This window comes from Pseudomonas sp. Irchel s3b5, assembly GCF_900187435.1.
Lineage (GTDB): Bacteria > Pseudomonadota > Gammaproteobacteria > Pseudomonadales > Pseudomonadaceae > Aquipseudomonas.
Window position 1 is genome coordinate 178,508 of the sequence record NZ_FYDY01000003.1, and the last position, 14,304, is coordinate 192,811.

Annotated in this window: 13 protein-coding genes and 2 pseudogenes; 8 read left to right on the plus strand and 7 right to left on the minus strand. The window is 57.8% G+C overall.

Translation table 11 applies throughout. The features are described from left to right. The first annotated feature begins 186 nt into the window (after window positions 1-186). Complete coding sequence (ompR, locus tag CKW15_RS04725; protein ID WP_095058227.1) at window positions 187-927, plus strand: two-component system response regulator OmpR; 741 nt, start codon at window positions 187-189, stop codon at window positions 925-927. Window positions 928-1,043: 116 nt separating this feature from the next. Then, window positions 1,044-2,357, plus strand: a complete 1,314-nt coding sequence (locus tag CKW15_RS04730; protein ID WP_095058228.1) for an ATP-binding protein — start codon at window positions 1,044-1,046, stop codon at window positions 2,355-2,357. A gap of 85 nt (window positions 2,358-2,442) precedes the next feature. Here the strand turns inward: CKW15_RS04730 and rimK are convergent, their stop codons facing one another. Both rimK and CKW15_RS04740 read right to left on the minus strand, forming a co-directional pair. Continuing rightward, the gene (gene rimK / locus CKW15_RS04735) at window positions 2,443-3,348 is read right to left on the minus strand and encodes a 30S ribosomal protein S6--L-glutamate ligase (protein WP_007972871.1); all 906 of its coding nucleotides are present in this window, start codon (window positions 3,346-3,348) and stop codon (window positions 2,443-2,445) included. Further along, window positions 3,345-3,764: an ATP-dependent zinc protease gene (locus tag CKW15_RS04740; protein ID WP_236693160.1), complete on the minus strand. Its 420-nt coding sequence runs from the start codon at window positions 3,762-3,764 to the stop codon at window positions 3,345-3,347. The genes rimK and CKW15_RS04740 overlap by 4 nt, the downstream gene beginning before the upstream one ends. A 277-nt stretch (window positions 3,765-4,041) precedes the next feature. Here CKW15_RS04740 and CKW15_RS04745 point away from each other — a divergent pair, with 277 nt between their 5' ends. The 3 genes from CKW15_RS04745 to CKW15_RS04755 all read left to right on the plus strand — a co-directional run bounded on the left by CKW15_RS04745 (window position 4,042) and on the right by CKW15_RS04755 (window position 7,368). Continuing rightward, window positions 4,042-4,449: an RNA-binding S4 domain-containing protein gene (locus tag CKW15_RS04745; protein WP_095058229.1), complete on the plus strand. Its 408-nt coding sequence runs from the start codon at window positions 4,042-4,044 to the stop codon at window positions 4,447-4,449. A 294-nt stretch (window positions 4,450-4,743) separates the two neighbouring features. Further along, window positions 4,744-5,646, plus strand: a complete 903-nt coding sequence (gene hslO / locus CKW15_RS04750) for an Hsp33 family molecular chaperone HslO (RefSeq protein WP_095058230.1) — start codon at window positions 4,744-4,746, stop codon at window positions 5,644-5,646. Window positions 5,647-5,826: 180 nt separating this feature from the next. Next, the gene (locus CKW15_RS04755) at window positions 5,827-7,368 is read left to right on the plus strand and encodes a phosphoenolpyruvate carboxykinase (RefSeq protein WP_095058231.1); all 1,542 of its coding nucleotides are present in this window, start codon (window positions 5,827-5,829) and stop codon (window positions 7,366-7,368) included. A gap of 96 nt (window positions 7,369-7,464) precedes the next feature. Here the strand turns inward: CKW15_RS04755 and CKW15_RS04760 are convergent, their stop codons facing one another. Continuing rightward, entirely contained in the window at window positions 7,465-7,818 is a 354-nt protein-coding gene (locus tag CKW15_RS04760) for a DUF1493 family protein (protein WP_095058232.1), read from the minus strand. Window positions 7,819-8,020: 202 nt separating this feature from the next. On the opposite strand from CKW15_RS04760, the gene CKW15_RS04765 reads away from it, so the two are divergent. Next, window positions 8,021-9,235: an S-type pyocin domain-containing protein gene (locus CKW15_RS04765; RefSeq protein WP_095058233.1), complete on the plus strand. Its 1,215-nt coding sequence runs from the start codon at window positions 8,021-8,023 to the stop codon at window positions 9,233-9,235. Beyond that, entirely contained in the window at window positions 9,232-9,462 is a 231-nt protein-coding gene (locus CKW15_RS04770) for a hypothetical protein (protein WP_095151721.1), read from the plus strand. Before CKW15_RS04765 ends, CKW15_RS04770 begins: the two co-directional genes overlap by 4 nt. A gap of 43 nt (window positions 9,463-9,505) precedes the next feature. Here the strand turns inward: CKW15_RS04770 and CKW15_RS04775 are convergent. From CKW15_RS04775 to CKW15_RS04790, 4 genes and pseudogenes are all read right to left on the minus strand, one after another. Next, window positions 9,506-9,793, minus strand: a pseudogene (locus CKW15_RS04775) (helix-turn-helix domain-containing protein). An 84-nt stretch (window positions 9,794-9,877) separates the two neighbouring features. Continuing rightward, window positions 9,878-10,174, minus strand: a pseudogene (locus CKW15_RS04780) (hypothetical protein). Between the two features lie 249 nt (window positions 10,175-10,423). Beyond that, entirely contained in the window at window positions 10,424-10,714 is a 291-nt protein-coding gene (locus tag CKW15_RS04785; protein WP_095058236.1) for a hypothetical protein, read from the minus strand. A gap of 249 nt (window positions 10,715-10,963) precedes the next feature. Next, window positions 10,964-12,028, minus strand: a complete 1,065-nt coding sequence (locus tag CKW15_RS04790; RefSeq protein WP_095151722.1) for a S8 family peptidase — start codon at window positions 12,026-12,028, stop codon at window positions 10,964-10,966. A 270-nt stretch (window positions 12,029-12,298) separates the two neighbouring features. Between CKW15_RS04790 and CKW15_RS04795 the strand changes: the two genes are divergently transcribed. Then, window positions 12,299-14,227, plus strand: a complete 1,929-nt coding sequence (locus tag CKW15_RS04795) for an ATP-dependent DNA helicase RecQ (protein ID WP_095151723.1) — start codon at window positions 12,299-12,301, stop codon at window positions 14,225-14,227. Window positions 14,228-14,304: the final 77 nt, after the last annotated feature.

Here is a 14,304-nt window from a genome sequence, read left to right on the forward strand (position 1 = left end):
ACGATCAGACGTTGCCTGACACAAAAGGCCGCGCATTATAACCAGCGTTAAGGCATTCGGGGCCATCGTGGTGTGCAGGCGCAAAGGCCGGTTTTCTGGCGCTGGAGGAAAAATCTGCTAACAATGCACACGGTGCGCACAACGGCAGCTACGCCATAATGCGCGCCGAGATCAAAGGAGCATCCAATGAGCAGCACTGCAAACATTGCTGAAGGCGAAAAAATTCTTATTGTTGACGACGATCCGGGCCTCAGCAGCCTGCTGGAACGTTTTTTCGTCAGCAAGGGCTATCGCGCCCGCGCCGTACCGAACACTGAGCAAATGGACCGCCTTCTGGCACGCGAAGTGTTCAACCTGGTCGTCCTCGACCTGATGCTGCCCGGCGAAGACGGCCTGACCGCCTGCCGCCGCCTGCGCAACGCGAACAATCAGATTCCGATCATCATGCTCACCGCCAAGGGCGATGAGCTGAGCCGCATCAAGGGCCTCGAACTGGGCGCCGACGATTACCTGGCCAAGCCGTTCAACCCCGATGAGCTGATGGCACGTGTCAAAGCCGTCCTGCGTCGTCAGTCGGCACCGGTGCCAGGCGCGCCGGGCAGCGAAGACGAAAGCGTGACCTTCGGTGACTATGAGCTGTCCCTGGCCACCCGCGAACTCAAGCGCGGTGAAGAAGTGCACATGCTCACCACCGGTGAGTTCGCGGTACTCAAGGCACTGGTAATGAACGCCCGTCAGCCGCTGACCCGCGACAAGTTGATGAACCTGGCCCGTGGCCGCGAATGGGATGCCCTGGAGCGTTCCATCGACGTGCAGATCTCCCGTCTGCGCCGGATGATCGAACCCGATCCATCCAAACCGCGTTACATCCAGACCGTCTGGGGTGTGGGTTACGTGTTCGTTCCGGATGGCGCCGCCACCAAGTGATCGGCGATTTGTAGGGGCGGGTTGTGCGGGCAAGTCAGTCAAATGACATTGCCCGCAGACTCGCGATCTGCAATGTGCGAGCATCCCTCGCTCCTGCAAGTGTGTAACGGTTATCCATGAAAACCCCCATTTGGTTCCCCCAGAGCTTCTTCTCCCGCACCCTTTGGCTGGTGCTCATCGTCGTGCTGTTTTCCAAGGCGTTGACCCTGGTTTATCTGCTGATGAACGAAGACGTGCTGGTGGATCGTCAATACAGCCACGGCGTCGCCCTGACGCTGCGCGCCTATTGGGCCGCCGATGAAAACAACCGTGACAAGATTGCCGAAGCCGCGACCCTGATCCGGGTGGTGGGCGCGGGTGTTCCGGAAGGCGAACAGCACTGGCCTTACAGCGAGATCTATCAGCGGCAGATGCAGGCAGAGCTGGGGGCCGACACCGAAGTGCGATTACGCATGCATTCGCCACCGGCGCTGTGGGTCCGGGCACCGAGCCTGGGCGACGGTTGGTTGAAAGTGCCGTTGTACCCGCATCCGTTGCGCGGCCAGAAAATCTGGAACGTGCTTGGCTGGTTCCTGGCTATCGGTTTGCTGTCCACGGCGTCGGCGTGGATCTTCGTCAGCCAGCTCAATCAACCCCTGAAACGTCTGGTGTATGCCGCACGGCAACTCGGCCAGGGGCGCAGCGTGCGCCTGCCGATCAGTGACACGCCGAGTGAAATGACGGAGGTGTATCGCGCCTTCAACCAGATGGCAGAAGACGTCGAGCAGGCGGGTCGCGAGCGAGAGCTGATGTTGGCCGGGGTCTCCCACGATTTACGCACGCCGTTGACCCGATTGCGCCTGTCGCTGGAGTTGATGGGCGACCGCACCGACCTGACGGACGACATGGTGCGTGACATCGAAGACATGGATGCGATTCTTGACCAGTTCCTGGCGTTCATTCGTGACGGACGCGACGAGACGGTGGAAGAGGTTGACCTGAGCGATCTGGTCCGCGAAGTCGCCGCGCCGTACAACCAGAACGAAGAAAAAGTGCGCTTGCGCCTGGAGCCGATCCAGCCGTTTCCGCTGCGGCGTGTATCGATGAAACGTCTACTCAACAACCTGATCGGCAACGCCCTTCATCATGCCGGTAGCGGTGTGGAAGTGGCGGCGTATGTCTCCGGTGACACCGCCGCACCGTACGTGGTGCTGAGCGTCATGGACCGAGGCGCCGGGATCGATCCGTCGGAGCTGGAGGCGATTTTCAACCCGTTCACTCGGGGCGACCGTGCCCGGGGTGGCAAGGGCACCGGATTGGGGTTGGCAATTGTGAAGCGGATTGCTTCGATGCATGGCGGCAACGTTGAACTGCGCAACCGTTCGGGCGGCGGGCTGGAAGCGCGGGTGCGGTTGCCGCTGGGGTTGATGTTGCCGCGGGATGCGGTTTAACGGCTGAAAAGATCGCAGCCTGCGGCAGCTCCTACAGAGCAACGTGTACCCCTGTAGGAGCTGCCGCAGGCTGCGATTTTTTGCTTTATCCCTTGCCTTTGGTCCGGGTCATATTCGGCCCGCCATTCTTCTCCAGATGCTCAATGATGATCCCTGCCACGTTTTTCCCGGTGGTGGTCTCAATCCCCTCAAGCCCAGGCGACGAGTTCACTTCCATCACCAGCGGTCCGTGATTGGAGCGCAGGATATCCACGCCCGCCACCGCCAGGCCCATGACCTTCGCCGCACGCAATGCGGTCATGCGTTCTTCCGGCGTGATCTTGATCAGGCTCGCACTGCCACCACGGTGCAGGTTGGAGCGGAACTCGCCGGGCTTGGCCTGACGCTTCATCGCGGCAATGACTTTGTCACCGACCACGAAGCAGCGAATGTCGGCGCCACCCGCCTCCTTGATGTACTCCTGAACCATGATGTTCTGCTTGAGGCCCATGAACGCCTCGATCACTGATTCCGCCGCCGTGGCGGTTTCACACAGCACCACGCCGATGCCTTGGGTGCCTTCCAGCACCTTGATCACCAGCGGTGCACCGTTGACCATTTCGATCAGATCGGGAATGTCGTCCGGCGAGTGGGCGAACCCGGTCACCGGCAAGCCGATGCCCCGGCGTGACAGCAATTGCAACGAACGCAGTTTGTCCCGCGAGCGGGCGATGGCCACCGATTCGTTGAGTGGAAACACCCCCATCATTTCGAACTGGCGCAACACCGCACAGCCATAAAACGTGACCGACGCACCAATCCGCGGGATGACCGCATCAAAACCTTCAAGCGGTTTGCCACGGTAGTGAATCTGCGGCTTGTGACTGGCGATGTTCATGTAGGCGCGCAGGGTGTCGACCACCACCATTTCATGGCCGCGTTCAGTACCGGCTTCAACCAGGCGGCGGGTGGAATACAGACGCGGGTTCCGCGACAGCACAGCGATCTTCATGCAACACCTGTGGAGGAGGTAGATACCGGGAACACCGGCTTGTCTTGTACATATTTAATGCCCGGATTGACCACCAACTGGCCGTCGATCAGGGCTTTGGAACCGAGCAGCAGGCGATAGCGCATGGACTTGCGGCAAGCCAGTGTGAACTGGACTCGCCAGACCCGGTCACCCAGCGCCAGGGTGGTGCTGATCACGTATCGCACCTGCGCATGACCGTTGGAGCTTTTAATGGTTTTCATCGTCACCAGCGGCGCTTCGCAGCGGCGGTGGCGCAGTTGCACCACGGTGCCCAGATGCGCCGTGAAGCGCACCCATTGCTCACCGTCACGCTCGAACGTCTCGATATCGGTGGCATGCAGGCTGGAGGTGCTGGCGCCGGTGTCGATTTTTGCCCGAAGACCGGCAACCCCCAAATCAGGGAGCGCCACCCACTCGCGCAGACCGACAACGGTCAAATGGTCAAATGTCTTCAAAATGGCTCAGTCGGTGGAAACCGCGGTGGCCTCAGGCGGCCGAGTTCGCGGTATTCACGCAGAATAATGGGTAAAAGGCGACAGATATTCGCTGCCCGGTTTTCCAGCCTCGCGGGGGAGGTTATGGAATGTCAGCATTGTAGTCCGGGACGACGAAATTCTTGGCACGAGAGAAACGGTAGTACAGTTCACCAATATTTCAGAGTGAGGACATTCCATGGCACAAAAAAGCGAAGAGGATGACAAAGTCCGCCTCGACAAATGGCTGTGGGCTGCACGTTTTTACAAGACCCGTGCCTTGGCCAAGGCGGCGATTGAAGGCGGCAAGGTGCATTGTCGAGGCGAGCGTTGCAAACCGGGCAAGGAGCCGCGCATCGGCGACGAATTTGTGATTCGTTCCGGTTTCGAGGAGCGTACGGTGGTGGTCCAGGCGTTGTCGATCGTGCGCCGTGGCGCACCGCAGGCACAAACCTTGTATGCCGAAACCCTGGCCAGCATCGCCAAGCGCGAAGAGGCCGCGGCGCAACGCAAAGCAGGCGCCTTGGGCGTGAGCACCGACGGCAAGCCGAGCAAGAAGCAGCGCCGGGATCTGTTCAAGTTTCGTGGCAGTAGCAACGACGACTGAAGTTCGCAGCCTGCGATCTTTTCAAGAGCTTTCATTCTTGCAATCAGGCGATTGCGCATCCATATCAGGTGAGTTGCGCAGATCGCCGCTCGTCGAAAATTACCCACGACGCCGAACCTGTAGGCCATAAACAGATTGGCCGCAATCCGTTGGTGCATGTTCCACCTCCCTTGGATCAGCTCCGGATTGTTCATAAAATGTCTTCATTGGCGGAACATTGCGCGCCCAAAGGGGTGGCGCAGGTAAACTTCCTTGCTCCCGTCATCTTTTTCATCACTTCAGATACCCAGACCTATGACCGACCAAGCGGATAACGACTTCACCCAACGCTTCATCTTCGATGACAGCGACACCCGTGGCGAGCTGGTCTCGTTGGAGCTCAGCTACGCCGAAGTCCTGGCCAAACACGCCTACCCGCAGCCTGTCGCGCAATTGCTCGGAGAGCTGATGGCGGCCGCATCGTTGCTGGTCGGCACATTGAAGTTCGATGGCTTGCTGATTCTGCAGGCACGCTCCGAAGGCCCGATTCCGCTGTTGATGATCGAGTGCTCCAGCGAGCGCGACATCCGCGGCCTGGCCCGTTACGAGGCGGACCGCATCGCACCTGACGCAACCCTGGCTGACTTGATGCCGGATGGTTCGCTGACATTGACCGTCGACCCGAAACGGGGCCAGCGCTACCAGGGCGTCGTCGATCTGGATGGCGAAACGTTGTCCGATTGCTTCACCAACTACTTCGTCATGTCCCAGCAGATTGGCACCCGCATCAAGCTCTGCGCCGATGGCCGTCGTGCCCGTGGCCTGTTGCTGCAACAACTGCCGGCCGACCGTTTGAAAGACGACGACGAACGCGCCGCCAGCTGGCAGCACATCACCACCCTGGGCGGTACGCTGACCGCCGATGAGCTGCTGAGCCTGGACAACGAAACCGTGCTCCACCGCCTCTATCACGACGAGCAGGTGCGTCTGTTCGACGTGCAGAAGTTGCGTTTCCGCTGCAGCTGCTCGCGCGAACGTTCGGCCAATGCACTGGTCAGTCTGGGTATGGAAGACGCGCAGCAATTGGTCGTCGAACACGGTGGCAACATCGAGATCGATTGCCAGTTCTGCAACCAGCGCTACCTGTTTGATGCCACCGATGTCACTCAATTGTTCGCCGGCGCGGGCATCGAGACGCCGTCGGATACCCGTCACTAAAACGGTTCAGCGCAGGTAAATTCACTGGCAAGTGCCGGATTAACGCCGTTACGACAGGAGGGGCCTACTTTTTTTGGCCTTTTCTGGCATAATCCGGCCCACTTTTTTCGCGGTAGTAGTGCACGACTTTCTACTACAAAAACGTTTGGAGCACTCGGCCACTGGCCGACGGGGAACCTCATGACGCAAGCCAATAACGCCGTGTACACCGATCTGAGTGTTGATGATCTGGTTAAAGAAGCCCTCAACCGCGGTGAAGGCGAGCTTGCCGATACCGGCGCACTGGTTGTTCGTACCGGTCACCGTACCGGCCGTTCGCCAGTCGACCGTTTCATCGTTGAAGAGCCATCCACTTCGGCCGCCATTGCCTGGGGCCCGATCAACCGCAAGTTCCCGGCCGACAAGTTCGATGCCCTGTGGGACCGCGTTGAGGCATTCAACAACGCGCAAGAACACTTCGTTTCCCACGTGCATGTAGGTGCCGCTTCCGAGCACTACCTGGCCGTGAAGATGACCACCCAGACTGCCTGGCAGAACCTGTTCGGTCGTTGCCTGTTCATCAACCCTGCCCAGTACAACCCGGCTGGCCGTGATGAATGGCAAGTGCTCAACGTTGCCAACTTCGAATGCGTGCCAGAGCGTGACGGCACCAACTCCGACGGTTGCGTGATCCTCAACTTCGCACAGAAGAAAGTGCTGATCGCCGGCATGCGTTACGCCGGTGAGATGAAGAAAGCGATGTTCTCGGTGCAGAACTTCCTGCTGCCGGCCGCTGACGTACTGCCTATGCACTGCGCCGCCAACATCGGCGAAGAAGGCGACGTGACCCTGTTTTTCGGTCTGTCCGGCACCGGCAAAACCACCCTGTCCGCCGACGAAAGCCGTTACCTGATCGGTGACGACGAACACGGCTGGGGCGAAGGCGTGGTGTTCAACATCGAAGGCGGTTGCTATGCCAAGTGCATCGACCTGTCCGAGAAGAACGAGCCGGTTATCTGGAAAGCCATCAAGCACGGCGCAGTCCTGGAAAACGTCGTTATCGACGATGCCAAGCACGCCGACTACGCCGATGTCAGCCTGACCCAGAACAGCCGCGCCGCCTACCCGCTGGAGCACGTTGCCAAGCGTTCCGAGCAGAACCTCGGTGGCGAGCCGAACGCTGTGATCTTCCTGACCTGCGACCTGACCGGCGTACTGCCGCCAGTGTCGATCCTCAACGAAGAACAAGCGGCTTACCACTTCCTGTCCGGCTACACCGCACTGGTGGGCTCGACTGAAATGGGTTCGGGCAGCGGCATCAAGTCGACCTTCTCCACCTGCTTCGGCGCACCGTTCTTCCCGCGTCCGGCTGGCGAATACGCAGAACTGCTGATCAAGCGCATCCGCGGCTTCGGCTCCAAGGTCTACCTGGTCAACACCGGCTGGACCGGCGGTGGCTACGGCGTCGGCAAGCGCTTCAACATCCCGACCACCCGTGCCGTGATCGCAGCGATCCAGAGCGGCGCGCTGATCGGTACCGAGACCGAGCACCTGGACACCATCAACCTCGACGTGCCAGTGGCCGTACCGGGCGTTGAGACTGGCCTGCTGAACCCACGCAACACCTGGGAAGACAAAGCCTCCTACGACGAAGCCGCCAAAGCACTGGCCGGCCTGTTCATCGAGAACTTCAAGAAGTTCGAAGTGAGCGACGCGATCAAGGCTGCGGGTCCTAAGCTGTAAGTGTTGGTTTGAGCTAACGAAAAAGCCGCCCTTCGGGGCGGCTTTTTTGTGCGCAAAATTCGGTTTTTAGCGGGCAAGCCAGAATGCCTCGGGCCGTTACAGGCCTTCGAGCTCATCCGTGTCCCAGCGTTGGGCCTTGATGGCCTGGTAGAGCATGCCGATGGTCAATGACACCTTCTCACCGCGACCTTTGGCTTTGCGCTTTAGATTCACATCAGGGCCGGCAGGCTGGAAATAGCGGTAACTGTCGAAATCCACGAAGTCGATTGCGAAATGGTTTTCCAGGGTTTCGATCAGGTGCTGGGCGTCTGTTCCGTTGCACCCCAAGTCGAAGTTGATCGAGGTGCTGAGGCTTATGGTTTTGCGCTCGGGGAAGCCGAGTTCTTCGTGCAGCAGTTGCAGGAGTTGCTGCATCACGTGGTCGTCGGGGAGGTCGGGGGCGAGGTTCATGTAGGAATTTCCAAAAGGGTTCTCGCTGGATGAGGTTGGTCGGATTTGGCAACCAGTTTAGTGCGATGCCTTGCGATCTGCGGGAACAAGAAAGATCTCACGTTAAGTTCAGATCCTCCCTACAACAGTATCCAGGACTCCTCGGTAAGTTCTAGCGTCCCGACTTCGAACCGGGAGTTTTCGAGCTAAACGAGGGAGAGGGATGACTGGTCGAAAAGACATACCGCAGGTTTGGCATCATTACGATGCGGATGGTGGTGGTTACCGCTGTTTGAGGGACATGACCCACAGCGAGTTGGCCGCGAGAGAGGCCATGCAGAAATCCTACGAAGCGATGCTAGCTCGCCAAGCTGCGTACGAAAAAAGTCGAGAGATAGTGCTTCAACAAAAGCGCCAAACCCCTGGGGGATGCGTATTTGCCAAGTCCTGCAAGTTGCCTGATTCGATCATCGACTACAGCAATCCAGCCGGATTTGTACCGACAGACAGTATCGAAGAGTATGGCAAGCTCACTGTGCTAGGCGGCCGGAAGGTCGACGGATCCGGTTGCTTACCTCTGGAGAGGATCAGTGGAGTAGTGCCAGCAGGTATCGGTACTTTGGCATTGGGCGGCGTCGCCATTGTTCCGGCTGCAACCAGTGCGGCAAGTGCTACTGCTGGCGTCGTGACTGCCGGTGTTGCCGCTAGCGCATTGGTGGGGCTGGTGGCTTTGCTGGCGCCATCAAGTCTTGGCGATGGTGCACTGTATTCTGATGAACAACTCAGAGCACTTAAGCAAGCGCGGACGCGTGTTCGGTTGCGCATTGAAGAGCAATCTGACGGCACGCTTAAAGGTTACGGGTACAACACTCAGAGCCGGCGCGACTGGGAAATGATTCCGGTTGTGACGTTTGCAGTTCGCGGTACCCAACAAGTGGCTGACTTTGGCGGCGGGTTTGAATTGATTTGGACCCCCGCAGAAAACCCAACAGAAACGCTGGGTATCCCAGCGTTGGAGGCAGCACCACAAACGCCTCATGTATGGATTTTTCCTCCAACAGAAGCGGCTGACAGAATTATCGTTAGCCCAGTTTATCCGCCGAAGTATCAGGATTTTATTCTGGTATTCCCGGCGGATTCCGGGATTAAACCGCTTTACATAGTGTTAAACGTGCCGAGGGATTTTGGTTACCGGCCAGCCCCAGGCGAGTTGCTGGCATTTCCGGATACCTATCCAGTTCCCTCAAAAACATCCGTTAAGGGTGGTGGAAAACGGAGAGCGCGTTGGTTGGACTCGAAAGGAAGGATCTACGAATGGGATTACATGCACGGAACAGTTGAGCAATACACCAAACAAGGAAAACACCTGGGCGAATTCAATGCAGAAACGGGTGAGAGACTTTCGGAAGCTGATCCAGAAAGGAGAACACAGAAATGAAACACTCAATTCGGGCGTTTTATAAAACAACGGAGCGATTGGCCTTTCAGGTAGAGATCCTCGCTGAACATTTCGAGGCACTCTCAGCCTTGATGGAGTGGGCAGAGCCAGATGATCCGATTTATGAATATGAATTGTCGGGTGAACAAATTCGAAGGCTTGAAACGCTCACCGGAAAGACTTTTTACAGTCCGGACTTTCTTTTTTTTCTTTCCTGTAGAGCATGATTCGGTGGTAGCGAACGGGATCAGTTCGCTCATCACGATTATCTCAGGTGGCTAATGCGTTCAACACATGGACGGGGTCATTATGAATGGATTTGAGCAGGGCTTTAGCCGGCCCTGTCGGCTCACGGCGGCCCTACTCCCAATTGCGCAAAGTGCCGAGTTGGACGTCGATCAATGCTGCAAACTTGGCTTGAGTCAAACCGGTAGCCTTACGAATTTCTTTGACTTGCAGCGCATCGACGCGGAATTCGCGGGAAGGCCGGCGTTTGCTCCGTACGATCTCGTCCATCTGTTGCACGCTTTCCATCAGCTCATCAAAATACTTGCTCATGGCTATCTCCAGTGTCTGATGACTGCTGTAACTGACGTTTGATCGTTCTCATGTAGAACGTGGGAACGATATGTTCACTCGAGCTCAGGCCGGCGCTTTCCAGTTCAGCATGCGTTGCTGGGCGACTTTGAGCAGGTCGCAGTCGTCCTAGGTTAGCAGGTAGAGGGCGTGGGTAATGTGCGGGATGTCTTTGATGTCGCCGTATTTGAAGCATTGGCAGTGCAGGGTTTGCAGCAAGTCGCTGGAGGCCCGGATGCGCTGGAGGGCGGCTTCGAGGATGTCTTGGGGGTTGGCCTCTGTGTCGATGATCAGGGGCGGGGTGTCGGTTAAGTTCGTTTTGAGTGGACGATATCGATTTTGAAATGGATTTAGTGTGGCCACTGAAGAAAACCTCTAGTAAGTGGAAATGTGCGTTCTCTCTTATTCGAGTGACCAAGCCCGAGTCGCTGATTTGGCAGCGACAGTCCGGACTATAGGTTTGAGTCACTGGTTGGCGATAGCCGACAAGGTGTCTTCTTTTGTAGGACCTTGCCGAAGCTTTGATAGGGCATTGCTGACGGACTTATCCACAGTGCACCGCGTTATCGTTCATCGCGAGCAGGCTCGCTCCTACAGGGGGTGTGGTGTTCTTCAGACGGTGAGTTTCGGCAGGCGTTGCCGGGCGATGTCGAGCAGGTCGTTGCCGTCCTGAGTCAGCAGATACAGGGCACTGACGATTTTCGGGATGTCGCTCGCGTCGGCCTGTTTGAAGCAAAGGCAATACAAGGTTTCCAGCAGGTCGCTGGCGGCGCGGATGCGCTGGCGGGCGGCATCGAGGATCTCGTAGGGATCGGCCTCGGTGTCGATGACCAGCACCGGGGTTTCGCTGTAGCTGGATGTAAGTGACTGGTAGCGTTCGGTCGTTGTGTTCAGCGGGGGCATTGATGTCGGTCCTGTGAGAAATCGGAGGTCACTCCGGCAGGCCGCCACAGTATCTTCAGCCGCGCAAAAACTATGAAGAGAGCGGCGCATCAGAGCAATACCGCCGCTATCGACAGGTTTTGTAGGGCGTTTACACCGATAGGGGAATGCTCCTACGCCCCCCATTGGTTTGATTGATGAACGCTTTTTCGGGTAACGATTCCTACGAGCTGAGCAGAAAAAACTGTTGGATGCGTCGACGATCAGGATTCAATCGGTCCCAGGTGCGGGAAGACGTCGCGATGCAGCTTCAAGATCCAGTAATCCTCGACCATAGGCTTCGCTGTTGGCGTAAAGACCTGTCCGGTTTGCAGTTTTCAGCACGTGGTCGCGAACTTGCTGTGCGCTCATTTCAGGGTACAGGCTCTGCACGGCTGCCAATGCGCCACTGACCAATGCGGCGGCGGGGGACGTGCCAGCGGTTTGCACGTATTTACCGTCCTTGCCTGTGGTCAACAAACCTTGACCAGCACCCGAATCCCCACCGGGAACGGCGATGCACCATGCCGCAGCTACGCCACAGTAATTGGATTTACCATTGATGGCACTGCCGTCGTTTTTCAACGCTACGACCGCGATCCAGCCTTTTTCCAGTTCAGGGATGGCAAGGGGCAAGCCCGGTTCTGCCAAAGGCTCTCGTTTGAGTTCATTGCCGGTTGGAAACACAAATACGGCACCTTCTTGAACCAGTTGCCGAGCCTTCACCAGCGAGTCTGGCATGACCTGGCTGTAACGCGCTTCAGTGAGTTCCGTCGCTGGAATGGCATTGGCCCAGGAGTTGTTGAAGATCCGCGCGCCGCTGTCAAAACCTGACTGCCAGGAGCGGGCAATTTCACTGTCAAAGAAAAAGGGTTCGTTATCGTCGCCGAAACGGAAGGGGATCAATTGCGCATTGAATGCGACGCCGTGCATGCCATGGTCATCCTTGTTGGCGGCGAGAATACCGGCCATCTGGGTGCCGTGACCGACGCGGTCAAATGTCCCCGGCCGGTTCTCAACATAATCAAACCCGGGGGCACCCACCCTGCCTTCAAACTCTGCAAGTTCGGCGTTCAGGCCTGAGTCAATCAAGGCGACGGTCACACCCTGCCCGGTGCCGCCGCGTGCGTAGAGGCGTGACGCCTGCACGACCGCCAACCCCTTTTGAGCGTGATACTCAGGTGTCTCGAATGTGTTGGGCGCAATTGTGGTTTTTTCGGGAACAGTCAGGCATCCGCTGAGCAGCACAGGCATGGCCAATAGGAGCGCAAATTGAAAAGCATAGGGTTGGAACATGATCGGTCCTTCGAAAGGGGGCGCCCGTTTCAGTCCTCTTCAGTGATGAAAACGTCGCGCAGAATCTGGTTGGTCATAGAACATACCTGCGCCGCACTGGGGGCGTGAGATGGCAAAAGGCTCTGTGTGTTTCAACCTGTGGCGCGAGCGCGAGCGGGAGCGGGTTATGGCTGTATCATCCCGTATCGTTTTTACCCCCGACCTTTTCTCGACTCACTGCGATCGCCGACTAGGCTTTGCTCATCGCAGCGGTCAACGGAGTGACAGCTTATGCACAACACCCTGGAACAGGTTTTCGGTTATCCACAGTTTCGGCCCGGTCAGGAAGCGGCGGTCAGCGCGGTGCTGGCGGGGCGTTCGGCGGCGGCTATTTTTCCCACCGGTTCCGGCAAATCCCTGTGCTATCAATTGTCGGCGGTGCTGCTGCCTCACCTGACGTTGGTGGTCTCGCCATTGCTGGCGTTGATGCAGGATCAGTTGGCGTTCCTGCAGCGTCATGGCATCGCTGCGGGCAGCATCGATTCGGCCCAGAGTCGCGATGACGCCAGCGACGTGATGGCCCGCGCCAAGTCCGGTGAATTGAAGATTCTGATGATTTCGGTTGAGCGCCTGAAGAACGAGCGCTTCCGCAATTTTCTTCAGCAAGTGCCGATCTCGCTGTTGGTGGTGGACGAGGCGCATTGCATCTCGGAATGGGGTCATAACTTCCGTCCGGATTACCTCAAGCTTCCGGACTACCAACGGCAGTTCAATATCCCGCAGGTGCTGCTGTTGACGGCAACGGCGACACCCAAAGTCATTGTGGATATGCAGACAAAATTCGCCATTGCCGCTGACGATGTCGTCACCACGGGTTTCTATCGACCCAACTTGAATCTGCTGGTGGAGCCTGTGCGGGGTCAGGACAAGCGTCGTCGCCTCGTCGAGTGGATGGCTGAGCGCCACGGCCAACCGAGCATCGTGTACGTCACGTTACAGAAGACCGCCGAGCACATTGCCGAGCACCTCAATCGTAATGGCATTCAGGCCGAGGCTTATCACGCCGGTTTGCCCCACGACCAGCGCGACGGTATCCAGAAACGCTTCATGGGCGGGCAGTCCGGTTGCATCGTCGCCACCATCGCCTTCGGCATGGGCATCGATAAAAGCGACATCCGCAACGTGGTGCATTTCGACCTGCCCAAATCCATCGAAAACTACAGCCAGGAAATCGGCCGCGCAGGACGCGATGGCCAGCCGTCCGATTGCCTGGTACTGGCCAACCGCGACAGCCTCAACGTGCTGGAAAACTTCGTCTACGGCGATACGCCTGAGCTGGATGGCATCCGCCATGTGCTCGACGAACTGCAAGCTTGCGCCCCGGAAGGACAATGGGAGTTTTTGCTGGGACCGCTGGCCGACCAGAGCAACATCCGTCAGCTCCCGCTCAAAACCTTGCTGGTGCAGTTGGAGCTGCGTGGAATTATTGCCCCGCGCTATGCCTATTACGCGGAGTACCGATTCAAGTACTTGCTGGAACCCGATGCCTTGCTGGCACGTTTCGAGGGTGAGCGCAGGGATTTTGTCGCAGCCATTATCCAGACCTCCAGCCGTGCCAGAACCTGGGCCACGGTGAATTTCGACGCGCTGTATGAACATCATCAAGCCGAGCGTAATCGAGTGGTCAAAGCACTGGATTACTTTCAGGAAAAGGGCTGGGTCGAGCTGGAAAGCAAGCAGATGACCGAGGTCTACAGCCTGCTGCAAAGCGGTTTCGACAGCGCCGCGTTGAGCGAAGAACTGCACGCCTGCTTCACTCGACATGAACAAACCGAGATCGCGCGGATTCACGCGATGCTGGATCTGTTCGCTACCGAGCGCTGCCTGGGTTATCGCCTGGCTGAATACTTCGGCGACGAAAATGCGCCGCAGCAATGCGGGCATTGTTCGGTGTGTCACGGGCAAGTGGCGCGACTACCGGCACCACCGGCGTTGCCGGCGCTTGTGGATAAAAACTTCGAGGCGTTGTGTGGCAATTTTATCCACAAGCACGAGCAGCACACGGGCAGCGCACCCTCGGCTGAACGCACGACAAGATTCTTGTGCGGTATCAGCGTGCCGCTGTTCACCAAGCTCAAGGCGCGGGCGATTCCGGGGTTTGCGGCGTTGGAGGATTATCCGTATGCCGAGGTGCGGGCGTGGGCCGAGCGGCATCTGTAGCAGGCCACATCCATCCGCTGAATGTTGCTCATCACAGGAATAAATTTCAAAAAAACGTTGTGGCTGACTATGGTGGG

Coding starts and splice junctions, on each gene's coding strand:
- ompR (WP_095058227.1), top strand. CDS start 187: ATGAGCAGCACTGCAAACATTGCTGAAGGCGAAAAAATTCTTATTGTT.
- CKW15_RS04730 (WP_095058228.1), top strand. CDS start 1,044: ATGAAAACCCCCATTTGGTTCCCCCAGAGCTTCTTCTCCCGCACCCTT.
- rimK (WP_007972871.1), bottom strand. CDS start 3,348: ATGAAGATCGCTGTGCTGTCGCGGAACCCGCGTCTGTATTCCACCCGC.
- CKW15_RS04745 (WP_095058229.1), top strand. CDS start 4,042: ATGGCACAAAAAAGCGAAGAGGATGACAAAGTCCGCCTCGACAAATGG.
- hslO (WP_095058230.1), top strand. CDS start 4,744: ATGACCGACCAAGCGGATAACGACTTCACCCAACGCTTCATCTTCGAT.
- CKW15_RS04755 (WP_095058231.1), top strand. CDS start 5,827: ATGACGCAAGCCAATAACGCCGTGTACACCGATCTGAGTGTTGATGAT.
- CKW15_RS04760 (WP_095058232.1), bottom strand. CDS start 7,818: ATGAACCTCGCCCCCGACCTCCCCGACGACCACGTGATGCAGCAACTC.
- CKW15_RS04765 (WP_095058233.1), top strand. CDS start 8,021: ATGACTGGTCGAAAAGACATACCGCAGGTTTGGCATCATTACGATGCG.
- CKW15_RS04770 (WP_095151721.1), top strand. CDS start 9,232: ATGAAACACTCAATTCGGGCGTTTTATAAAACAACGGAGCGATTGGCC.
- CKW15_RS04785 (WP_095058236.1), bottom strand. CDS start 10,714: ATGCCCCCGCTGAACACAACGACCGAACGCTACCAGTCACTTACATCC.
- CKW15_RS04790 (WP_095151722.1), bottom strand. CDS start 12,028: ATGTTCCAACCCTATGCTTTTCAATTTGCGCTCCTATTGGCCATGCCT.
- CKW15_RS04795 (WP_095151723.1), top strand. CDS start 12,299: ATGCACAACACCCTGGAACAGGTTTTCGGTTATCCACAGTTTCGGCCC.